The organism is Clostridium beijerinckii (assembly GCF_036699995.1).
GTDB lineage: Bacteria > Bacillota > Clostridia > Clostridiales > Clostridiaceae > Clostridium > Clostridium helianthi.
This window is the reverse complement of the sequence record NZ_CP144906.1, coordinates 638783-661186: the sequence shown is the minus strand read 5'-3', so window position 1 is coordinate 661186 and position 22404 is coordinate 638783. Positions and strand designations below refer to the sequence as shown.

Genomic DNA, 22404 nt, shown 5'->3' with positions numbered 1-22404 from the left:
CATAAGGATTATCCTTTATTTAGGCTCTTTCATAAATTGCAAATAAATAAGTTGATATTTTCTTTAATAAATTTACTCGATTTCTTAATTTGCAAAACTTAATTCTAATTGATATTCTTTAAAATTTATTCATTTCTAAAATTTAAGATAATATTATAGTCCTAAAATAATCTTTATTTCCTTAACATGAGATCTGCTCACTGGTATTTCATTATTTTCATCATCATCGATAATTAACTTATAAGTCCCGTTAAACCAAGGATAGACTTCTTTAACTTTTTCAAGATTGACTACATAACTCCTGTGGCATCTAAAAAAATTTGTTTTCTCAGTCAACTCTTGTAAAGTTTTTGTTGTGCAATAAATCTCTTTATTAGTCTTAACATAATTCCTCTCTCCTTCTGAATAAAAGAAGGAAATTTTGTTAACATCGATAAGAATTATTTTTCCATTATTCTCACATGGGATTTTTTTCAATGCTTGTTTATTTTCAAGTTTACTTAATATATCTATTATTTCATTCTCATTTCTATTAATAATTGTACTTAACGCACAATTTAACGATTCCGCTATTCTCTTTTCATCATATGGCTTTAGTATATAATCATAAATTTTAAGTTCAAAAGCCTTTATTGCATAAGTATCATATGCTGTTAAAAAAATTAGAATTACATCCGGAAATATCTCTTTTACTTCTTCCGCTAACTTTATTCCGTTTTTTCCTGGAATATTAATATCAATAAAAGCAATATCTGGTTCCTCACTCTCTATTAAAGTTAATGCACCTATTCCATCATAGGCTTGCCCCACAACTTTAAATCTACCATCCTTAGATATTATGTATTTTAACTCATCGCTAGATATTGCTTCATCCTCTACTATTACTACTTTTATCTCATCTAGTAATTTCAATTTAATTTCCCCCTTAATCATAATAATTATTTTGGAATGTTAAAGCTAACACTGCTTCCATTATTTGAGCTTGTTATATTTAAAGAATAACTTTCCCCATACAATAATCTAAGTCTATTATTAATATTTTTAAGGCCGAGTCCAGTTGACAAAGATTCATCTGCATTTTCAAATCCTACTCCATTATCACTAATTTCAATGTTAACGTCATCTTCACCATTTCTAATCGAAATTGTTACTATCCCACCATTAATTTTTTTCAGTATCCCATGTTTAATTGAATTTTCTACAATTGGTTGAAGTATGAGTATTGGAAACTTTATATCCAGTAAATTATCATCTATTAAAAATTTCACTTCTAGTCTATTTGAGAATCTAGCTTGTTCAATTGCTACATAAGCCTTTACCAAAGCCAATTCTTTTTTTAGTGTAGAAAAATCTCCTTCGATTTCTAGCGTAGCCCTAAAATAATTTGAAAGATTTAATATAAGTTCCCTTGCTTTTTCTCCATCAGTTCTACAATACGCACTTATCACATTAAGAGAATTAAATAAAAAATGAGGCTCTATTTGTGCTTTTAAAGCCTTTAATTCCGCTACTTTATTTTCTTCTTTTAATTTTATAAGTTTTACTTCACCATCAACTAATTTTTTTGAGCTTTCAATTACCATAACTATTAAAAATACACCAATAGAATTTATAAGTATCATAGATAATGCTATTGTTTTCTCAAGATCTATTGCTGAATTTATATCTTTAGAAAACATTAATATAATTATCATTTGAGTAATTTCTGCTACTACTGCTGCTAACCCTGCAACAGCTGGGTTTAGCCCCTTTTCCTTAAATAATATTCTAAATCCTCCACCTATTGCGCCTTCCACAATTGTTGATAATCCGCAAGCTAACGCCGTAAATCCGCCAAACGAATACCTATGCAATCCACTTATAAATCCCACTATAATTCCAATAACAGGTCCCCCTAAATATCCTGCAACTATCGCTCCAACTGGTCTGCTATTTGCTAATGATTGATCTTTTATATATATTCCAAAATAAGTTCCTAAAATAGCAAGGATTGAGAATATAATTATCATCATCATCTTGTCTTTTCTATCAAACTTGTCCTTAACAAAACACTTCATAATATTAGTTTGTAGTATTATATATATAAATATTGTTATAAGTGCCATTCTCTCTAACATATTTACCATCAACATACTATTACCTCCTTTCCGTCCCTATATACATAAATTATACTACTATGTAAAAAAATCTCAATTTATACTTCATTTATATAAAACTTATTGCAAACTACCACCATGTTTTGTTAATTCATCCATCAAATATAGCATTTCACATGTAAAATGTAGTAATTATTTATTTCTAATGTTAGATTAGCAATGTAAAGAAAACATTTACACAAAGGGGATGTATATATGAATTCTATTGTTTTAGTTATCATTGGTGCTTTAATTCTAATACTATCATACAGATTCTACGGCGCTTTCATTGCTGCAAAGGTATTGGTTTTAGATGAATCTAAAAAAGTTCCTTCAGAAATATACAATGATGGCAAGGATTATGTTCCAACAAATAAGTGGGTTCTGCTAGGTCATCACTTTGCAGCTATTGCAGGAGCCGGTCCTCTTATCGGACCCGTTTTAGCAGCCCAGTTTGGTTACCTTCCTGGTGCTCTCTGGATATTGATTGGTTCCGTTGCTGCTGGTGCAGTTCATGACATGATAATGCTTTTCGCATCAGTCAGGTTTAATGGTGAGTCCATAGCAGAAATTGCAAAGCATACATTAGGAAAAAGAATTGGCTTTATTACTTCCATTTCAGTTATTTTCATATTAATAATTACAATGGCTGGTCTTGGCTTACCAGTCGTTAACTCACTTTATAATAGCCCTTGGGGTACATTTACAGTTGGAGCTACTATTCCAATCGCAATTTTTATAGGAATTTATTTAAAATACATTAGACCTGGTAAAATAGGTGAGGCTACTATAATAGGTATGGCTTTAATAATGCTTGCAGTTATCTTTGGGCCACAAATTGAAGGTACAACTCTTGGTAATTTTTTGACTCTTGATACTAAACAACTATCTGTAATATTAGTAATCTATGGATTCTGTGCTGCGGCTTTACCTGTATGGCTATTATTATTACCTCGTGATTATCTAAGTACTTATATGAAACTTGGAGTTATTGGCGCTTTAGTTATCGGTATAATAATAGTCAGACCAAATTTAGAAATGCCTGCACTAACTCAATACGTTCATGGTGGTGGTCCGGTTGTCAGCGGTAAAGTATTTCCGTTTTTATTCATAACAATAGCATGTGGTGCGCTATCTGGATTCCATTCACTTATTAGCACTGGAACTACTCCAAAACTAATAAAGAGTGAAAAAGATATTCTTCCAATAGGTTATGGTTCTATGTTACTTGAGGCTTTTGTCTCCCTCATGGCATTGATTGCAGCTACATCATTGCCTACATCTGATTATTTTGCTATAAACTCCTTGCCAGAAGTTTTTGATAAATTAAATTTAGTCCCAAAAGATTTAGGAATGCTCGAGTCACTTGTTGGTGAGAAACTTGCTGGAAGGCCTGGTGGATCTGTGTCTTTAGCCGTTGGTATGACATATGTGTTCCAAAAGCTACCTGGTGCATCAACCTTAATGTCTTATTGGTATCATTTCTGTATAATGTTTGAAGCATTATTTATTTTAACAACTATAGATTCAGGAACAAGAATAGGAAGATATTTATTACAAGATCTTTTTGGCAAAATGTACAAACCACTTGCTAAAAAAGATTCTAAATTTAATCTAGTATTTTTCAGTGCATTAATGTCACTTAGCTGGGGAGCTTTACTTTATAGTGGTAACATTTCAACTATTTGGCCTCTATTTGGAGTCGCCAATCAAACTCTTGCCGCAATTGCTTTTGCAATCGGAACTTCTGTACTTATAGAGATGGGCAAGAAAAAATATACCACTATAACAATATTACCTATGATATTTATCGCTATAACAACTTCAACAGCTTCTATTGAAAATATCTTTAATAACTATATTCCAAATGGTAAGACTACATTAACCGTGTTATCAGTTATAATACTTGCTATGTTAATTATAATCCTATATGAATGTATTAAATCTTGGAAAAATAATTGGAATAAGCATCCCAGTGATAAAATAAACTCCATTACGCAAGCTATCCAATAAATGCCTGATAAAATTTTAGTGGAGACTTATATGATTAATATTAGTCATATAAGTCTCCACTAAATCATGTATTCTTAGATTATAAGCTACATTTATAAATTTACTTTTTATTCGGTTCTTTGTATTCCACACCTTTTGTATCAACAGTTATTGATGTAATTACAACATCCTTTTTAGGTGCATCAGCAGAACTAGTTTCTACATTTTGAATTTTATCTACTATATCTAACCCTGATATTACTTTTCCAAAAGCAGCATATTCTCCATCAAGATTTGGTGCATCTCCTGACATTATAAAAAATTGACTTCCTGCACTGTTAGGATCTTGTGCTCTTGCCATAGATAATACTCCTTTTGTATGCTTTAAACTGTTTGCAAAACCATTAGAAGTAAATTCCCCTTCAATTGAGTAACCTGGCCCACCGGTTCCATTTCCTTTAGGATCTCCTCCTTGGATCATAAACCCTTTAATTACTCTATGGAATTTTAAATTGTTATAAAAGCCTTTATTGGCTAAATATATAAAGTTGTTAACAGTATTAGGAGCAATTTCAGGATATAATTCAGCTTGAATTTCTCCAAATCCTTCTACTTTTATAGTAGCTATTGGCAGGTCCTTACTATTTGCTGATGGAGTTGCCTCATTGCTTTCACTTGTTTTAGAGGAATTATCTGCTTCCCCTTTTCCATTGCTAGCATTTTTATTTCCGCAACCTACCAATAAAAATATTCCCACTATAATTGTTATAAAAACAAAACTTTTCTTCTTCGTGATCCTCATAACTTTTTCCACCTTTTATGTATATTTTAACAGCTTAAGTATATCATAATTCTCTATATTACTTAATATTTATTATAGAAGTAATATTGCTATATTATTATTTTTTATTCATAATGCAATTTGATTAGTAAAATTACGCTATACAGAGCATATAATTTTATCAATAAATATTTTTAATTTTGATATATACTCTTCAATAATTCTATCTCCCTTGCATATCCATCAAGCTCATTTGGTGTCTCAAGGAAAAATGGTAAATTGCATAACATTGGATGATTAATAATATTCTTAATTCCCTCTAATCCAATAGAACCTTCTCCTATTTTTTGATGCCTGTCTTTATGACTTCCAAATGGATTCATACTATCATTTAAATGTATTGCACATAATTTATCTAAGCCAATTATCTTATCAAATTGTTCTACTACTTCATCTAAATTATTAACAATATCATACCCTGCATCATAAACATGACATGTATCAAGACAAACACCTACCTTGTGTGATAATTCTACATTATTTAAAATCTCTTTCAATTCATCAAATGTACGTCCAATTTCGGTCCCCTTTCCTGCCATTGTTTCAAGCAATACAGTAGTTGTTTGTTCAGGTTTAAGCACTGCGTTTAGCATATCTGAAATATATTTAATTCCAATCTCTACGCCTTGCTTAACATGACTTCCTGGATGAAAATTATAAAGATTATTAGGAATATACTCCATCCTCTCTAAATCATCCTTCATTACCTCTACTGCAAACTTTCTTGTGTTCTCATCTGCAGAACAAGCATTTAACGTATATGGTGCATGACCTAATATTTTAGAGAAATTATTTTCTTCTACTAACTTTAAAAATTCTTTTATATCTGTTTCATCTATAGCCTTTGCTTTGCTCCCTCTTGGATTTCTAGTAAAAAATTGAAATGTATTTCCGCCTATGCTAATAGCCTCTTCTCCCATATTCTTGAATCCTTTTGAAGCCGATAAATGGCAACCTATCTTTAACATTGTATTTCCTCCCAGCATCTTATGTAATATAATATATCTTCATAATATCATTTTAATTACTATCTGTACTTTTGCCTATATAATATTTTTATATTCCATCAAATTTAAATATTATAATTAATAAACCTAGTAACTTTTTTTAATAATTTTATAAAGAACTTAGAAAAATCATTAGCTTCATAATCAACATATTTAATCTTTCATATAAAAAGCATTGTCATTAATAAATTATTTCTAATAAAAACTGCCTTAACTTTTAATGACAAAGCTTTTTACGCTTGATGCATTCTCTACTTTTATACTAAGTGAATTATGGATAAAAAACTTTATTGAGCTGCAATATCTATTTATAAATTATCGTTCTTTCTAAAATACACATAAAAATAAGATAGGACTAGTTTTATCACATAGCCTATCTCGAAAAACTTTTTATATTGTAATATAGTTTTATACCTTTATTTACTACTCTCACCTACACTTTCTACTTAGAAATTGCTTTTCTATACATTATAGATATAAGTTTATTGCCATTTTTACTTATTCATGTATCTGAATTATTATATTTCTTCTATTGCTAACAGTCTAGGGTTACTCCCTTCTTGTATTTTAATATACACTTTTGCCATCTTCATTTGTAAATCTTTTATTACTGTTTTTACTCTACATATAAAATAATAATCTTCAATTCCATTTGTAATAACTGCAACCGGATTAAACTTCCATCCCTTTATTCCATCTAGTGCTTTTCTAAGCATTTGTTTGTCTTCTACTGTAATTTTATCTTTAATTTTTAATTCTTCAATTTCTCTTAACATAAATATCAAACTTCCTTCCTTATGAATATACTATTATTTTTTCTTGTCAGTTCTTTGTCAAATATATTAATCATTTCTTAATATATTGTTAAAAGAAAATAACGAGGATCTGCCTCATCAACTACTTGATATCCCTCTCTTTCTAAGGAATCCTTTAAAGTGACTCTAATAAATCTAGCATCATCACAAATTAAAAGTTTCTTAATGAGAAGGATTATCTATTACTATTTAGAATTATTTGATGTTAGTCTTCATATAATTAAAAGAAACCTCTTGAATGTTATTTGTTTCTCATTTAGTTACTCTCCATTCACAGTCGCTTTTTATTTTAACCTATTCACTAGCCCCTTACCTTTAGGGGCTCTTTTTATTTAAATATAAATTAATGCTTATTTATCCTGAAAATATGTAAAAAAATAAATCCTCTAACTATATGAATCTACAGTCAGAAGATTTTTAATTAATTACATTCAGAAAAATCCTTTAGTATTTAATAAAGCATACTTTTATAACCACTATCTAAATTCTGAACCCACCATTCCGCTCATCTTCGCTTATGCTAAAAAGTTATGGTTAATTTAACTTATCTGTTTATTCATAGAGATTTCTAGTAAGCTTTTTCTTCTAATTCCAAGCCATAGGGCAATTCCTATAAGACATGATAACCCTTCTGTAGCTGTCATAGCCCAAATAACACCATTAACAGCAAATATTAGGTTTCCCACAATCAAAATAGGGACAAATAAAACACCTCTCACAGCGGCCATAATATTTGATTTCACACCATCACCTTGAGCTTGAAAAATTCCAGTAAAAAATTCACATAGGGCAGCAAAAACAGTTGAGGAAAGTTGAGCTATGAGAGTTATTTGACCAATGGCAATAACCTTAGGATCAATACTGAAGATACCAATAATCTGTAACCTGAGTGCAAATAGAACTGCTCCTAAAGTTAATGTTAAACCAATCATATACAATATAGTTTTCTTAACAATTTCCATGAGACGCTTTTGATTATTTGCAGAGTAAGCAAATGCAATTAGTGGTACAACTCCCATCGCAAAGCCCATGCCAATACAATCTACAATTTGAACAACTCTTTGTGCAATTCCAAATCCCGCTACAACACTGTCTCCATAAATCATAGAATAATTATTGAAAAGAAGACTTATGATGACAAAAAATCCGCTCATTAATAAAGCTGAAACTCCAACCTTAAAAATCTCACCATAAATTTCTTTACTTGGTTTAAAGTCCTTGATTGATAAACTCTGAACAGTACTCTTCTTTTGCAAATAATATACAAAATACAAACCAGAAACTATATTACCACAAACAGAGGCTAGAGCTGATCCCATAACATTCATATTTAGAACGAAAATGAAAAAGGGATTAAGTATTATATTAATTATAATACCTGCTATGGTACCAGTCATAGAAATAGTGGATGCACCCTCTGCACGTACAGCTGCATCAAGCGCCATATTAACAATGATAATTGGAGCTCCAATAACAAGTACCATAACAAAATTTCTTGTATATTGTAGCGTTTCACCACTTGCTCCTAAAAGCGGCAACATATAAGATAATAAGGGCAGACATATCATCATTAGAATAATCCCCATAAGCATTGATGACCAAAAGTTAATGGAACTAACTTTTTTGGTATTGTCTGTATTACCTTCACCTAAAAGTCTTGATATATATGTTCCAGAACCTACTCCAAACATTTGTCCAATTGCCATTAATACTAATGAAAATGGTAATGCCAGTATCACTGCCGCCATCATTGCAGTATTATTAAGTTTACCAACAAAAAAAGCATCGATGATATTATAGACAACTGACGCGATACTACTTAGTATCATAGGAATAGTCATGTGTATTATTGCTTTAGAGACAGGTGCTTTTTCAAGATAGTATAACGATTTTTGATCCATATTTTCCATGTTTTCCATATAAAGAACTCCTTCCATGTTGTATAAGTAATAAAATTAGCACTTAACAATAAGGCATAATCTTCTTTCAATATTATTAATTCTAATTCCTATTTTGTTTCTACAAACATAGTATATAGTTTCTATTTAAACTAAACTTAAATGAAATTTAAACGTAATGTAAACAAAAAGAAAAACCACAATCTGTTAAATTCAGACTGTAGTTATAAACACTTTAATCCCCCTTGAGTTGATAACTGGAGAAGGCTGGATGAACTTCGACTCTCATGGGCATCTCACTCAGAAGGTCGATGACCTCATCATGACACTTTTCAATATTTGGGTTTGAGAAGTGACGCTTGAACGATTCCTCGTCCTTGTAGAACTCAAAAGCCCACAAGGTATCCGGATCGTCATCAGCTCTACAGAGTATCCAATCTACAGGCCCATCTGTATCACCGTTATAATGAAGGTTATTGGTAAGTTCAAATAAAGCATCACCTTTTCCAGGCTTTGCATGCATCTTTAGCACGGTGCCAGGTTGGCTTGGATCGATCATCATATGTTTTCCTTTTGTTTCAATCATGTTATACCTCCAAATAATATTATTTCTAAACACTGTTTGGTTTCTATAAAAATAGTATATAGCTGCTACTTAAACTAAACTTAAATGGAACTAAAACTCAATGTAAACAAAAAATTACAGTCTGTTAATTCAGACTGTAATAATGAACATATTTAGCTTCTATTTGCGCATTATCAAAAAAATAACAAGTCAATCTGCCTGAATATTAGGACTTGTTATTTTCTTTCATATACCTTAGGCAGCCAAATAATAAATTCTGTACCTTTTCCAATTTCACTTGTAAGAGATATTTTCCCTCCATGTAAGTCAATAATCTTTTTTACTATTGAAAGTCCAAGTCCGTTTCCACCCAAAGAACGATTACGAGCTTTATCTGCTTTATAAAACCTCTCGAAAATCCGCGGTTGATCTTCCGATGAAATACCTATACCTGTATCGGAGACTTTACATTCGACCCCGTCTTCATTGTTATATAAGTTAACACCTATATTTCCGTTTTCTGGCGTAAATTTAATAGCATTATTAAGCAAATTTATAAATACCTGACTTAATAAATCTTCATCTCCACATATCATAGTTTCTTCAAGAGAAATATCAAGTGTTATATTTTTTGCTGACCACTGTGGCTCTAACATAAGTAAAACACTTTCAATTTGCTTGTTTATTTCATATTTCTTTAAGTTTAAATTATTGTCTTCTGATTCCAAATTAGATAATCTTAATAGATTTTCGCTTAATTTAGATAATCGTTTACTTTCAGTTTCTATTATGCTGGCATAATGTGATATCTGATCCTTATCTAAACTTCCTTTTTTTAACAGAGTAGCAAACCCTGATATAGAAGTTAATGGTGACTGTATTTCATGTGACACATCTGATATAAAATCTTGGCGTAGTTTCTCCAAAGACCCTAGCTCTTTTGCCATTCTGTTGACATTGTCTGCTACCTCATTAAAAGGATCGAGTTCATTTGTTTTAACAAGTACATTGAAATCACCAGAAGCTATCTTATTCATGGCTTCAACAGCTCCGCTTAATATTGGAAAATGTGAAAGATCAAATTTTTTATGTTTATTAGCGAAGCGCCAGTGCATATATATAAATGCTTTCCAACCTAGAAAATATATCACAGCAGAAGTTAAGCTTTGAACAATAAATATTATATGTAGAGGAATGCTTTCTAATTTACCGAAAATAAATATACAAATATAATATCCACTAGTAAGACCAAGTAATGTTATAATAAAAATCAGTATTAGTGAAAAAAAATACCTGTTTCCTTCCTTCACTTCACTTCCTCCAATCTGTAACCAAGACCCCTAATAGTAGTAATTTTGAACTTGTAAATATCAGACTGAAACCTCTCTCTAAGACGATTTATATGAACATCAAGAGTTCGTTCGTTTCCTTCAAAATCAAGGCCCCAAACCTCTTCTATTAGCCTGTCACGAGAAAGGGTTTTACCAGGATAACTTCCAAGCATAAATAAAAGTTCAAATTCCTTCATTGGTATATCGAATTGTTCATTGTTACTAATTACTGTGTAACTACTTTTATCCATAACTAAATTACCAATATTAATACTCCGTGAAGCAGCTACTTTATAGCGTCTCAAAAGCGCTTTTATTCTAACAAACAACTCATCAATCTCAAATGGTTTTGTTAAGTAATCATCTGCGCCAAGTTCAAAGCCCTTTACTTTTTGGGAAAGCTCGCTTTTAGCGGTGAGCATTAAAATTGGCATATCCTCATAATATCTGCGTGCTTGTTTACAAAATTCATATCCATCCATTTGAGGCATCATAATATCAAGCACACAAAGATCAATTTTTTCCTCCCCAAGTTTTTCTAATGCATCCCTTCCATTTACAGCCTCAGCTATAGAAAATCCTTCATCTTTTAATACTGTACAAATAAGCTCTCTGATATAATAATCATCATCTATAACTAAAATCTTATTCAAATCTATCACCTTCCTCTTTTGAGTATAGAATATCAATGTAAATACAATATAAATTGATCTGTATTTTCATTTATTATTTTGATATTAAATCCTCACAAAGCCTGTATGCAAAAGCCCCCAAATTAAGATAGCGGTATAATAAGGATGTCTTAACCCAGTTGACCTGGATAGACAGTTTCAAATGGATTTGGAGTCGTCGCAGACAACGTCTCAAATTGCCGGCTTAAATTTATTTCCTGGCGATACAAGCAGACTTGGTAGTTTTGCAACTCCAGAAAAATAGTTAATTAGGACATAAATAATAAATACAAGGATGCTTAAAAATATGGTTCAACAAATTGCACCTCATGAAACCATAAAGCTGCATGAACTATTAACCTTTAAAAATCTTTGTCTGACTAAGTCAGTTACTATGTCCCAGTTAGTTTCTGACGAGGAATTAAGGTCTATTTTACAGAATGATACTTGTGCATCTAGGCAGCATACACAACAATTAAGCGGACTTATGAATCATTCTTATATTGCTACCTATGAAACAATTTCAAACTATATGATGAAAAAAGGTTATTACAATGCTTATAATTTACAGGAGCAATATAAAGTAGATATGCAAATAACAGAAACTGCTTTAAATCTTTCATGAATAAACTACATGGGGAGTACATAATATGCCCCTAATTTCAAAATAACCGTCAAAAAATAGACATTCTTAAAAAATTGGTAGTCCTATTAGAATAAAAACTGGTATATTTAATACTATTCTTTAAAAGCATTTGTTTTCCTACATATTTCCCCAAAATATTATTCCACTTCTATTTTTCATTCATAAAAAGAATTCTATATGATTAATTCTCTAATCTAATCTCATAGAATTCTTTACTCCACTTACTATTAATTGTTTTAAAACTATTGATACATGATTTTCATAAAAAGTGTTTATATAAATAATGACAACATTTTTATAATTTTATGTCATTATTAATTAAGCTTTGTGATAGTATTAATTATAACTGAAAATTCATAGTGCTTTTTCTTTTTCAACTACCTTTTCCTTTTTATTTTTTGTTATGAAAAGGTTGGAGCAGGAAATTCACCAATTTTCATACGTAGTAAACTATACGGCTTTTGTCGTAGGTCTTTTCCATAATGAAATCTTGCCTGCCTGTGTAATTGGTTCACAATGACATATAAGTATTGATCCGGACTAATTGAAAAAGTATCCGGCCATAAAATTCTTGGATCATGTACAATGGTTTTCATTGTGCCATTTGGCAATATTTTTCGAATACTGTTGTTTTCATAGTCTCCAGCATAAATATTTCCTTTTGCATCAGTGATCATTCCATCAGACGCGCCTTTTTCTCCCCAATACTTCACATGATAAAGCAAATCCATCTCTGGTATCGTTCTGTCTCTTAGGGCTTCAGTCGGGATTGAGAACAGATGACGACTGGTTAGTGGACAAAAAAATAAAAGTTTTCCATCGGGAGAAATTGCTATACCATCAGACGCCATTCTAAATGGGGAAGTTGAGCCATCTTTGTTTCGATTCATCAAAATTTGACCTTCTACTTTCGGTAAAAAATAGGGATCTGGTGAAGTTGAATTTGCTCCATTTAACCGTCTGAACGCGTTTCCATTTTCTAAATCTACCACGATAATAGCTCCTGGCCCTTTTGAAGAAGAATCCGTTATATATGCATACCCTGCTTTTCCAACACGAAAATCAAATCGTACATCATTAATATAAGTTGTTGGCAGGATAACATCTTCTGTAAAGTTATATACTTTTCTTAGTTTATTGTTTTTTAAATCAACAGCGACTAATTTTGCCCCCCCTTTGATAGGCACTGAAAAGTTTGGTGCTCCTGTATCTAATACCCAAAGAGTTCCCCTTCCATCAGCAACTACACTTTGGACACTAATGAAAGAGTTTGCGATATTCTCGGGGTTAGCTAAATTAGCTTCTAAATTAGGGTATGGCCGCAATTGATCCCCTACTATTTCCGCTACAGTAAATTTAACGTCGTCTCCCCATTTCGGAAAGCAAACAAAAATACGACCTGTTTCTGAAACAGTAACACCTGTAGGCATAGCCTCATAAAATGTATAAACTAATTGAAATTCACCAAAATATTTTTCAATAGGTAACATAGGCATAACAATACCTCCTCATTATATTCAAACGGTATATTACCTATAATATGATTGAGATTCGTTTTTAGTGCCTGGTCTTTAATGAGTTTTTCTAGTAATTACAAAGTGTTATGGTGCATACAAATAGGACTTCACATCATGATCATAAAACACACTTCAATATTTACTTAAAAACCTTCAAAGCCTTTGATATTAGCCTATTTTCTTTCTATCCTAACAACGGTCTCAACGTGACTCAAGAGGAGAGAATGAATGGCATTTGAGTGTGTCCGTTCTCGTAAACATATCCACTGTTCTTTTTATACTATTAGTAGATGAGAGCATATTGATGACCACATTACACCATTCATAACTCTTATACTTCCAATGCTTCCTTCGCCATCTGAACATATTCCTCAACACCAGATACCATTGCAAACTCGGCAATTGAAACAGGATACGCAGCAACCAGTTCAATAATATGCTCTTTCATCTTAGGCCAGTAATATCCACCTGCTTCTTTGTAAGCAAGAATCAGAGCTTCAAGACCTTCTTCTCCGAACGCCTTATAATGAAAAACAAAGTCATTTGATATATCCGTAACTTTAGCTTCAGTCCAGTCGATTAATCCAGTTACATCAGCATCTCTATCGATCATAGTATGACCTGCATGAACATCTCCATGAATTAATCCCGTTTTCTTTGGCCACATTTCATCATCATTTATCCATGCCTGCCGTCTGATCCATAGATTCTCACCCACACCAAACTTAGCTTTTATATCATACATACGCTGCTTCATTGACATTTTTGCCTCTTCAGGGGTTTGCACTGCTAGACCAAGCTCAGCAGCTTTATCACTAGGTATGCTATGAAGCTCTGCTAACACCTTACCAAGAGACTTGTGAAATGATTCTGGAATATTGTTAATATCTATTTCCCAAACATAGTTTCCTATATTATGGTCTATAGTTCCTGCCGGCACACCATCTAACTTCTTGTAAGCTATTAGTTCATTTGTGTAAATAGTCCAGTTTGGTGCCTGAAAACATTTCGCATACTGATTAACTAAATCTAATGCTTGTTTTTCTAGCTTTGTTCTGGGCATTACATCTTCCCGCCTAGGCAATCTAAGAACCCAATCCGTTTCATTTTCATCTTGTGCAAATACAACTTGAAAATCAAGTCCAGATTCATTAAACTGCATTGTTTCTTCCTTTAAAATAAGATTATGTTTTTTAGCTGTTTCCATAACTTGTTTCATTTCTTTACCCATTCAAATCACTCCTAATTTTAAAATTTAGGTTATAAATTTCCTGCATACTCTGATATAGCATTAATAATTTCATCCCAATCATTATAGTGGAGCTCATCCCCCGCACCATCTAAGGTAATTAATACAGCATTTGATATAATTTTAGAAAGATGCACTCCATGCTCATACGGAATAATATGGTCATCGGTTCCATGAATTACCAATGTAGGTACACTGATTTCGTCAGTTCTTGACAAATACGAATTCCAACCTCTTATAAATCCGCGATTTTCTCTACTCTGTAAATTACTGGCTCTATCAAATTCTTCTTCATTCAGTCTTCTTACTTTTTCTTCATCGAAAAAACGTTTTGATCCTGTAAGAATTCTACTTTTTTAATAAAACACTCCATCACTTCATCTTTATTTTGCCAATTTGTAATTTTATGTTCACCTAAGGCTTCTGTTACTTTACTATCCTTTTTAGGGAGCCTGGAATCGAAATTTGATGTCATAATTAATGAAATAGTAAGAACCTTACTTGTGTGTTTAAGAGCTACTATCTGCGTAATAATTCCACCCATTGACATACCGACTATGTGAGCCTTATCAACGTTATACGCATCTAGTACCTGAATTGCATCATCAACCAAATCCTCAAAGGTATACTCTGGATGACCATATTATATTCGTATTTTACTTTCATTTAATAATACTTAGACCAAATTAAGGCCTGGCAATTTGATTAGCAACTGCTTCGAATAATAAATCTCTAATCCTTTCATAATTATATTGCTGTAAATCTCTCTTTTGAGAACCTATTAATAATGCTGATCTTAAAACTCCGGCTATAACACCTGGGTCTTCATCGATAATCTCCTTAGAATCTTGACGTGACTTTATAAACTCCATAAGAGAGGCGATGCTTCTTAGATGCTCCGAGCCAACATACTCTGGATTTAGTTTTCTAGAAACAAGTTTATATTCCTCAATGTCGTAAACCAGCCTTTGAGTTAAAATCTTAGATTCTAGTTCCAAAGCCATCATATTTAAGTACATTTTTATAGCTAGACGTATATTTTCTGTAGCTATAACCTTTGGCCAAATCTGCTTTTGAATTTGTTCTCCCTCATGTGCTAACAATTCCATATATAGCATTTCTTTTGATTCGAAAAATATATAAAAGGAACTCTTTGCAATACCAACTGATGAAGTAATATCCTCAAGAGAAGTACTTTTAAATCCTTTATCTATAAAAAAGCGACAGGCAACTTTAAGCAATTCTTCTCGAATTTTTTCTTTTTCTAGCTCTGTAAATTTAGCCATAACATAACCCCCATAAAAACTTAAAAACAAAATATTTATTTGTTTTTATATTAGCATAGAACATTTTACAAATCAAATACATTTATTTATCATCCATCCTATCTCCCCAACCCCACAATTTTATCTATCCTATTCACCCAACCCACCGAGTTTCTTATCCCAAAAATTAACCCTCGATATGTTCACATGAACGTATATCGAGGGTTTAAGTTTAGTAGTTAGAATTACTTTCGTTTTATGAAACTCAGTATTATCAAGGCTTTTACGAACTTCATTTTCTTGTTATCAATGCAACACACTCCACGTGAGGCGTATTAGGGAACATATCCTTAACTTTAGTTTTAATAACTTTATATCCTTTTTCCGTAAGTACTCTAAGGTCATTAACTAATGTCTTTGGATTACATGAAACGTATATTATCTCTGGTGCATTAAATTTAATTACATAATCTAACGCCTTAGGATGTACTCCAGTTCTTGGTGGATCTAATATTATTATATCCGGTTTAACTTTTACTGTTTTTATTATTTCTGCTACATCACCAGCTATAAATTCACAATTATTTAATCCATTTAATTTAGCATTTTCTCTTGCAGCTTCAACTGCTTCTTCAATAAGTTCTATTCCTATTACTTTCTTTGCATTTGGAGCTACTATTTGCCCTATCGTTCCTGTACCACAATAGAGATCAAATACAATTTTTTCTTCACTATCTCCCATAAACTCTTTAACAATAGAATATAGACTTTCTGCACCTTTTGTATTGGTTTGAAAGAATGAAAATGGAGAAATATTAAATTGTAATCCGAGTAATGTTTCTCTAATATAATCTTTTCCAAATAACACATTTACCTTTTCTGGTATTACTGCATCTGATTTCGAATTATTTTCAGTATGGATTATAGATACTAAATTTCCTTTATAACTTTGTTCTCTTAGCAATTTAACATATTCACTTAAATCAAAGTCTATCTGAGTAGTAGTAACTAAATTAACTAATATCTCGCCAGTATTTTGAGCTTTTCTTATCACTAAATGCCTTAAATAGCCTTCAGCTTTCATTATTCTATAATAAGGCAAATCTTTCTCTCTAAAGTAATCAGCAGTCAATCTAATAATTTTTCTGTAATCCTCATCAACAAGTTTACATTCATCTACAGTTAATATTCCAAAAGATTTTCCTCTCATGTGCATACCTAATGAAAGTGGCTCTCCCTTGGCTTCATCACCAAATGTAAATTCCATCTTATTTCTATATTCCCATTGGTTAGGGCTTCCTTGAATTCCCAGATACTCTCCTGTATCAACATTTGCTTCTCTAAATAACTCTTTAACTTCTTCACTTAAAAATTCTAATTGCTTTTCATATGGTATACCTTGTGATGAACATCCTCCACAAACTCCAAAATGAGGACATGAAGTTTCAATCTCATAATCAGCTCGTTCGTCTACGCTTATTAATTTTAACTCCGCATAATCTTCTTTCTTCCTTTTTACCCTACCTGTAACTGTTTGACCTGGAAAAGCATTCTTAACATATATAGTCTTATCTTCTGCATAACCTATTCCTGTCGATGGAAATTGTAACTTTTCTATTTTAACGCTTAAATCGCTTCCTTTTTTCATCATCTACTCCTAAGTACTTATATTTTAAAATTTTATCTGTAATTAAAAATTAAGAATATAAAAAGTAATTTTTATATTCTTTAAATTATAATAGTAAATTCAGTTTATAAATTAATTCATATTTAATATCTTTTTCCCAAAAGTATTTTCTAGTTTACTCTTTTCCATTATTGGGGCATAAATACAATTTATAATAAAATATATTATTCCTCCTGCTAAAATTATAGCTCCATTATCCCTTACGAACATGTATCCACATAATTTTAAGATTATATCACACAATAGTACTAATAAAGCTGAACCAGCAATCATTAATAACTGATCAAGTGCGTTAGCTAATATAATTTTAGAAGAAGATTGTTTATCTGATTCTTCATCACTTGTTATTAAACTTTCAACCTCTTTATTAACATTGTTATCTGTTTCTTCCTCAGTATCCGAAATCTTTTTAATTTCGTTTTCTTCCACTTCATCGTTTATTTCATTTTCATTTAAGTTATCTTTTTCCAAAAAATTTTCCCCCTTGTAATCTACTTCATACTCATTTCACCATCAGCAAATTTGTATTTCTTTGTAGATAATTTATATATTATACACGTTTTGGTAGCTAAGATCTCTTCCTTTAAGCCATCAATTGTGTTATTAATCTGAACTTGGTTTTCACCACTTTTTAGTTTATCAATTATTTGTTTATTTATGTCTGAATAATCTCTACCTTCTTGGTCTGTAAATGCTTCTATGTACTTTTTAAAAGATGTCTTCCCTAAGTCAAAATTATTATTCTTTATTGCACTCTCACCATCAAAATTTAAGCTCAACTTTAGACTTATATCACCAGTCTCTAAGTTATCACCATATGTCTTCATTCCAAAATACATACTTTCAATTTTATTTACTTCTGGCTTTTGATTGTCAAAATATATGGAGTTATCATTTACAGATTCATCTTTTTCTTTTCTTGTTTTCTCATCTTTTGTATATTTTACCCCTAAATCCTTGGTTATATTCTCCATCTTTGATAATTTATCTTTAAATAACTTTTGTGTTTGATCTAATGTATAATTTTTTGCCCATTTTCCCTCTAAACTGTCATCATTAGAGTTTGTGCTACTTTCCGTTGTTGTGTCCGTTTTCTTTGTTGAACTATCTGTAGCATTTGTACACCCAGCTAACGATGCTGAAACTATTATGCTCATAAGTATACTTATAACCTTTTTAGACACTAAATTTTCCCCCTTATTTAAATTAGATGTTATTTTTATGTCTAACTAATATACGGCAAATGAATAATACAATTTTACCATCAATGTATTACAACTATGTGTCAATATTATACCTTTTTTCTTACCTAAATAATATTATGTTCTCTTTTCTAGATTGCTTTTACATTCATTTAATATAATTAGTTTTGATATAACACTGTTTATTATATATTTTTTTACTCTTTCATGCAATTATTATAACGTTAACAAGCATTAATGTAATATATTTGTAAGTTGTTCAAATTTCGATTTGTTCCTTTATTCGCTCAAACATGTTGTCTCCTATTCCAGATACATTTTTTATTTCCTCAATTGATTTAAATCCACCATTTTTTTCTCTATATTCAATTATACCTTTTGCTTTTGAATCGCCTATGCCATTTAGTGTCTTTAATTGATCTAATGTTGCACTATTTATATTAATTTTTTTATCTGAACTATCTTTATTACTAGAATTTGAATTTACAGTTTGTATTTCCTTGTTTTCATCATTTTTGTTTAAAATATAAATCAATTCATGATCTTGCAATTTTTTTGCTCTATTTATATTACTTAAATCTGCATTTTCAGTAAGCCCACCTGATATGTCTATAAGATCCTTTACTATTGAGTTTTCACTCATTGTATAAACATCTGGCTTTTTTACTTCTCCTTTTATTTCTACAACTATATTCTTATTTTTTGCTGCAACTATTTGTTTCTTGTTATCCTTACTATTTGATTTATTATTATTTTGAGCATTAACCGATTCATCATTTGATGTATCAGCTTCAATGCTATCATCTACAAAAATACTTTCTGTATCATTTTTCTTTAATTCTTTAAACCCAGATTTCACATATAATCCTATAAGTACAATTACCACAATAAATAGCATACTTAATATGCCGATTTTTTTCTTATCTTTTAAGAACTCTTGTACCACTTCTTTTTCTCCTTTACAATTTCTCCTTAGATATTATTTCCACATTTTTATTATTTAGACTCTTATTGGAATCTATTTGAACTTTGTATAGCGCAAATTCTTTTTTTTTGATAAAATGTATTTTGAGTACGATTAAAAATATTTAATATAAGTATGGAGAATTTTATGAAAAGAATTTTTAAAACATTTAATATATTATTCTTGTTTTTATTTTGCTTTACCTATTCTAGTGCACAAGCAGAAACACAGCCTCCACAGATTAACGCTGAGGGTTGCGCTTTAATCGATGCATCTACCGGTCAAGTGTTGTATGGTAAAAATGAAGAGAAAGTTTTAGAACCTGCTTCAACTACTAAAGTAATAACTGCAATTATAACCCTAGAAAAGTGTAAACTAGATGATGAGGTAACTGTTCAAGAAGATTTTACCAAAATAGATGGAACTGCTGTTGGTTTATTAAAAGGTGATGTGGTAACTGTTCGAGATTTGCTTTTAGGTCTTCTTTTGGAATCAGGAAACGATTGTGCAAATGCTTTAGCTGATCACATATCAGGAAGCACAGAAGCATTTTCTAAACTTATGAACGAAAAAGCAAAGGAACTGGGAGCTTTACACACAAACTTTAAAAATCCAAGTGGATTACCAGATCCAGAACATACAACTACTGCACATGATTTAGCGTTATTTTTAAGAGAAGCTATAAATAACAAAGATTACGTTCAACTATCTACTACACCAAATTACACAATAACGCTCAAGAATAACCCTTCAAAGACTATTGTACTTAACAATAAAAATTATATGATAAATAAGAATTCTAGATATTATTATCCTTTTGCTCTTTGCGGTAAAAATGGCTATACAACAAAATCAAATCATACTTACGTAGCTGCTGCAGAAAAGAACGGACATGTTCTTGTAGCTTCATTTTTAAATGCGCTTGATAAAGATCAAAACTTTCATGATATGCAAGCAGTCTTAAATTACGGCTTTGATAATTATTCTTTAGTTCACCTTTACAAAAAAGGCGATGAAGTCTCACAGTACAAAATAACTAACAATCTTACAATACCTGTTATGGCTTCAAAAGATATTGATTATGATGTTCCTAAGGGTCAGGAAGATTCAGTATCTTCTGAAATAAAAATACAGGATCAGGATTTAAGTAAACAATCATTTAATGAAGGTGATAACATACTAAAAGGTACTGTTTATGTTAATGACAAAGAATATACAACTATGGATTTAGCTGCTGGAACATCTAGAAAGTATGAATTTCCTCTTTCTATTAATTCATTGTCAAACAATGCAAATTCAGAACTCTATATAGGATCTGTCGCTATTGTTTTAGCAGGAGTATTTGGATTAAGAAAGCTTATAAATATAAAATTAAAGAAATAAAAATAAAGGAAGTCTTCTGTGACTTCCTTTATTTTTGTTTAAATATATATTAATTATAAAAATTTACTTTGCATTTAAATATCCACAAGCTTTCAAATATTCAGCTGAAAGAACTCCGCCACCTGCTGCACCTCTTAATGTATTATGAGAAAGACACACAAATTTGTAATCAAATATCTTATCTTCTCGTAATCTTCCCATGGATATTCCCATTCCATTTTCATAATCTCTATCTAAATTAGTTTGAGGTCTATTATTCTCTGTGAAGTATTTCAAAAATTTCTTTGGAGCACTTGGAAGCCCTAGAACTATTTCTGGAACTTTGAAGTTTTCCCATCTACTAATTATCTCTTCCTTCGAAGGTTTATTCTTAAAACTAACATAAACTGCTGCCAAATGTCCATTTGCTACAGGTACTCTTATACATTGAGTTGTAATAATCGGACTATTAGCATTTATAATTTTACCTGATTCTATTTGTCCCCATATTTTTAGTGGTTCATTCTCACTTTTCTCTTCTTCACCATCAATAAATGGTATCACGTTATCAATAATTTCAGGACACTCATTAAAAGTTTTACCAGCTCCGGAAATGGCTTGATAGGTACATGCTAGAATATTTTTAGGCTTGTATTCCATAAGGGCACTTATTGGGGGAACATAACTTTGAATTGAGCAATTAGGTTTTACTGCTATAAATCCTCTTTTAGTTCCTAAACGTTTCTTTTGGCTTTCAATAATCTGTGCATGTACTCCATTTATCTCTGGAATTAACATCGGTACATCATCCACGTTTCTATTCGCTGAATTATTTGAAATAACTGGTGTTTCATGTTTCGCATAATCTTCTTCAAGTAACTTAGTTTGTTCCTTATTTAGAGAAATTGCACAAAATACAAAATCCACCATACCAGAGATTTCCTCAACTTTAAATGCATCCTTAACTACCATATCCTTATATTTTTCAGGTAATGGTGTTGTCATCTTCCATCTATTAGCTATTGCCTCTTTATAAGTTACTCCTGCTGAATTTTTACTTGCAGCTAGCACTGTAACTTCAAACCAAGGATGATTCTCCAATAAACATAAAAATCTTTGTCCAACCATTCCTGTAGCACCTATTATACCAACCTTCAACTTGTCTCCCATTAAAACCACCTCTTAAAATTAATTTTGCTTATCTATTATAAGTATGATATCATTTATGCATATATTAGTAAAATTGATAATTTCTAT

The 22404-nt window shown here is 31.1% G+C and carries 22 protein-coding genes; 3 read left to right on the top strand and 19 right to left on the bottom strand.

Going from position 1 to position 22404, the window contains the following annotated elements; translation table 11 throughout:
* Positions 1-153: 153 nt before the first annotated feature.
* Both PZA12_RS03255 and PZA12_RS03250 read right to left on the bottom strand, forming a co-directional pair.
* Positions 154-912: a LytR/AlgR family response regulator transcription factor gene (locus tag PZA12_RS03255; RefSeq protein WP_077837127.1), complete on the bottom strand. Its 759-nt coding sequence runs from the start codon at positions 910-912 to the stop codon at positions 154-156.
* Positions 913-938: 26 nt separating this feature from the next.
* A complete protein-coding gene (locus PZA12_RS03250; RefSeq protein ID WP_078115970.1) occupies positions 939-2132 on the bottom strand; it encodes a sensor histidine kinase in 1194 nt (397 codons plus the stop codon).
* Between the two features lie 219 nt (positions 2133-2351).
* Between PZA12_RS03250 and PZA12_RS03245 the strand changes: the two genes are divergently transcribed.
* Complete coding sequence (locus PZA12_RS03245; RefSeq protein WP_078115968.1) at positions 2352-4148, top strand: carbon starvation CstA family protein; 1797 nt, start codon at positions 2352-2354, stop codon at positions 4146-4148.
* A gap of 100 nt (positions 4149-4248) precedes the next feature.
* On the opposite strand, the gene PZA12_RS03240 is transcribed toward PZA12_RS03245, so the two are convergent.
* The 7 genes from PZA12_RS03240 to PZA12_RS03210 form a co-directional block, all read right to left on the bottom strand.
* Complete coding sequence (locus tag PZA12_RS03240; protein ID WP_078115967.1) at positions 4249-4929, bottom strand: peptidylprolyl isomerase; 681 nt, start codon at positions 4927-4929, stop codon at positions 4249-4251.
* Positions 4930-5102: 173 nt separating this feature from the next.
* Complete coding sequence (locus PZA12_RS03235) at positions 5103-5936, bottom strand: deoxyribonuclease IV (protein ID WP_078115966.1); 834 nt, start codon at positions 5934-5936, stop codon at positions 5103-5105.
* A 557-nt stretch (positions 5937-6493) separates the two neighbouring features.
* Positions 6494-6751 carry a hypothetical protein gene (locus tag PZA12_RS03230; RefSeq protein WP_077837132.1) on the bottom strand — a complete coding sequence of 86 codons (258 nt, stop codon included), beginning with the start codon at positions 6749-6751 and terminating at the stop codon, positions 6494-6496.
* 578 nt (positions 6752-7329) lie between these two features.
* Positions 7330-8709 carry an MATE family efflux transporter gene (locus PZA12_RS03225; protein ID WP_078115965.1) on the bottom strand — a complete coding sequence of 460 codons (1380 nt, stop codon included), beginning with the start codon at positions 8707-8709 and terminating at the stop codon, positions 7330-7332.
* 214 nt (positions 8710-8923) lie between these two features.
* Positions 8924-9274 carry a putative quinol monooxygenase gene (locus PZA12_RS03220; protein ID WP_078115964.1) on the bottom strand — a complete coding sequence of 117 codons (351 nt, stop codon included), beginning with the start codon at positions 9272-9274 and terminating at the stop codon, positions 8924-8926.
* A 215-nt stretch (positions 9275-9489) separates the two neighbouring features.
* Entirely contained in the window at positions 9490-10563 is a 1074-nt protein-coding gene (locus PZA12_RS03215) for a sensor histidine kinase (RefSeq protein ID WP_078115963.1), read from the bottom strand.
* Entirely contained in the window at positions 10560-11237 is a 678-nt protein-coding gene (locus tag PZA12_RS03210) for a response regulator transcription factor (RefSeq protein ID WP_077837135.1), read from the bottom strand. The genes PZA12_RS03215 and PZA12_RS03210 overlap by 4 nt, the downstream gene beginning before the upstream one ends.
* A gap of 325 nt (positions 11238-11562) precedes the next feature.
* Between PZA12_RS03210 and PZA12_RS03205 the strand changes: the two genes are divergently transcribed.
* Positions 11563-11880, top strand: coding sequence for a hypothetical protein (locus PZA12_RS03205; RefSeq protein ID WP_103697886.1), 318 nt, complete (start codon positions 11563-11565; stop codon positions 11878-11880).
* 422 nt (positions 11881-12302) lie between these two features.
* On the opposite strand, the gene PZA12_RS03200 is transcribed toward PZA12_RS03205, so the two are convergent.
* The 9 genes from PZA12_RS03200 to PZA12_RS03160 form a co-directional block, all read right to left on the bottom strand.
* Entirely contained in the window at positions 12303-13397 is a 1095-nt protein-coding gene (locus tag PZA12_RS03200; RefSeq protein WP_078115962.1) for an L-dopachrome tautomerase-related protein, read from the bottom strand.
* A gap of 352 nt (positions 13398-13749) precedes the next feature.
* Positions 13750-14649, bottom strand: coding sequence for an Mph(B) family macrolide 2'-phosphotransferase (locus PZA12_RS03195; RefSeq protein WP_078115961.1), 900 nt, complete (start codon positions 14647-14649; stop codon positions 13750-13752).
* 29 nt (positions 14650-14678) lie between these two features.
* A complete protein-coding gene (locus PZA12_RS03190; RefSeq protein WP_338481387.1) occupies positions 14679-14966 on the bottom strand; it encodes an alpha/beta hydrolase in 288 nt (95 codons plus the stop codon).
* Positions 14967-14971: 5 nt separating this feature from the next.
* Positions 14972-15280, bottom strand: coding sequence for an alpha/beta fold hydrolase (locus PZA12_RS03185; protein ID WP_199882991.1), 309 nt, complete (start codon positions 15278-15280; stop codon positions 14972-14974).
* A 73-nt stretch (positions 15281-15353) separates the two neighbouring features.
* Positions 15354-15953 (bottom strand): TetR/AcrR family transcriptional regulator, encoded by a 600-nt coding sequence (locus PZA12_RS03180; RefSeq protein WP_078115960.1) that lies wholly within the window; start codon positions 15951-15953, stop codon positions 15354-15356.
* 271 nt (positions 15954-16224) lie between these two features.
* The gene (gene rlmD / locus PZA12_RS03175; protein ID WP_103697887.1) at positions 16225-17580 is read right to left on the bottom strand and encodes a 23S rRNA (uracil(1939)-C(5))-methyltransferase RlmD; all 1356 of its coding nucleotides are present in this window, start codon (positions 17578-17580) and stop codon (positions 16225-16227) included.
* Between the two features lie 111 nt (positions 17581-17691).
* Positions 17692-18090 carry an RDD family protein gene (locus PZA12_RS03170; RefSeq protein WP_077842087.1) on the bottom strand — a complete coding sequence of 133 codons (399 nt, stop codon included), beginning with the start codon at positions 18088-18090 and terminating at the stop codon, positions 17692-17694.
* A 20-nt stretch (positions 18091-18110) separates the two neighbouring features.
* Positions 18111-18803 (bottom strand): hypothetical protein, encoded by a 693-nt coding sequence (locus PZA12_RS03165; protein WP_077842086.1) that lies wholly within the window; start codon positions 18801-18803, stop codon positions 18111-18113.
* A gap of 277 nt (positions 18804-19080) precedes the next feature.
* A complete protein-coding gene (locus PZA12_RS03160; protein ID WP_077842085.1) occupies positions 19081-19767 on the bottom strand; it encodes a ComEA family DNA-binding protein in 687 nt (228 codons plus the stop codon).
* 165 nt (positions 19768-19932) lie between these two features.
* Between PZA12_RS03160 and PZA12_RS03155 the strand changes: the two genes are divergently transcribed.
* Positions 19933-21168 (top strand): D-alanyl-D-alanine carboxypeptidase family protein, encoded by a 1236-nt coding sequence (locus tag PZA12_RS03155; protein ID WP_078115893.1) that lies wholly within the window; start codon positions 19933-19935, stop codon positions 21166-21168.
* A 63-nt stretch (positions 21169-21231) separates the two neighbouring features.
* Here PZA12_RS03155 and asd read toward each other — a convergent pair whose 3' ends face one another.
* Complete coding sequence (gene asd, locus PZA12_RS03150) at positions 21232-22317, bottom strand: aspartate-semialdehyde dehydrogenase (protein WP_078115892.1); 1086 nt, start codon at positions 22315-22317, stop codon at positions 21232-21234.
* Between the last annotated feature and the right edge of the window lie 87 nt (positions 22318-22404).

What these genes read in the sequence shown, in the direction of transcription:
- PZA12_RS03250 (WP_078115970.1), bottom strand. Translation starts at nt 2,132, where the DNA reads ATGTTGATGGTAAATATGTTAGAGAGAATGGCACTTATAACAATATTT.
- PZA12_RS03245 (WP_078115968.1), top strand. Translation starts at nt 2,352, where the DNA reads ATGAATTCTATTGTTTTAGTTATCATTGGTGCTTTAATTCTAATACTA.
- PZA12_RS03240 (WP_078115967.1), bottom strand. Translation starts at nt 4,929, where the DNA reads ATGAGGATCACGAAGAAGAAAAGTTTTGTTTTTATAACAATTATAGTG.
- PZA12_RS03235 (WP_078115966.1), bottom strand. Translation starts at nt 5,936, where the DNA reads ATGTTAAAGATAGGTTGCCATTTATCGGCTTCAAAAGGATTCAAGAAT.
- PZA12_RS03230 (WP_077837132.1), bottom strand. Translation starts at nt 6,751, where the DNA reads ATGTTAAGAGAAATTGAAGAATTAAAAATTAAAGATAAAATTACAGTA.
- PZA12_RS03225 (WP_078115965.1), bottom strand. Translation starts at nt 8,709, where the DNA reads ATGGAAAACATGGAAAATATGGATCAAAAATCGTTATACTATCTTGAA.
- PZA12_RS03220 (WP_078115964.1), bottom strand. Translation starts at nt 9,274, where the DNA reads ATGATTGAAACAAAAGGAAAACATATGATGATCGATCCAAGCCAACCT.
- PZA12_RS03205 (WP_103697886.1), top strand. Translation starts at nt 11,563, where the DNA reads ATGGTTCAACAAATTGCACCTCATGAAACCATAAAGCTGCATGAACTA.
- PZA12_RS03200 (WP_078115962.1), bottom strand. Translation starts at nt 13,397, where the DNA reads ATGCCTATGTTACCTATTGAAAAATATTTTGGTGAATTTCAATTAGTT.
- PZA12_RS03195 (WP_078115961.1), bottom strand. Translation starts at nt 14,649, where the DNA reads ATGGGTAAAGAAATGAAACAAGTTATGGAAACAGCTAAAAAACATAAT.
- PZA12_RS03180 (WP_078115960.1), bottom strand. Translation starts at nt 15,953, where the DNA reads ATGGCTAAATTTACAGAGCTAGAAAAAGAAAAAATTCGAGAAGAATTG.
- rlmD (WP_103697887.1), bottom strand. Translation starts at nt 17,580, where the DNA reads ATGAAAAAAGGAAGCGATTTAAGCGTTAAAATAGAAAAGTTACAATTT.
- PZA12_RS03155 (WP_078115893.1), top strand. Translation starts at nt 19,933, where the DNA reads ATGAAAAGAATTTTTAAAACATTTAATATATTATTCTTGTTTTTATTT.
- asd (WP_078115892.1), bottom strand. Translation starts at nt 22,317, where the DNA reads ATGGGAGACAAGTTGAAGGTTGGTATAATAGGTGCTACAGGAATGGTT.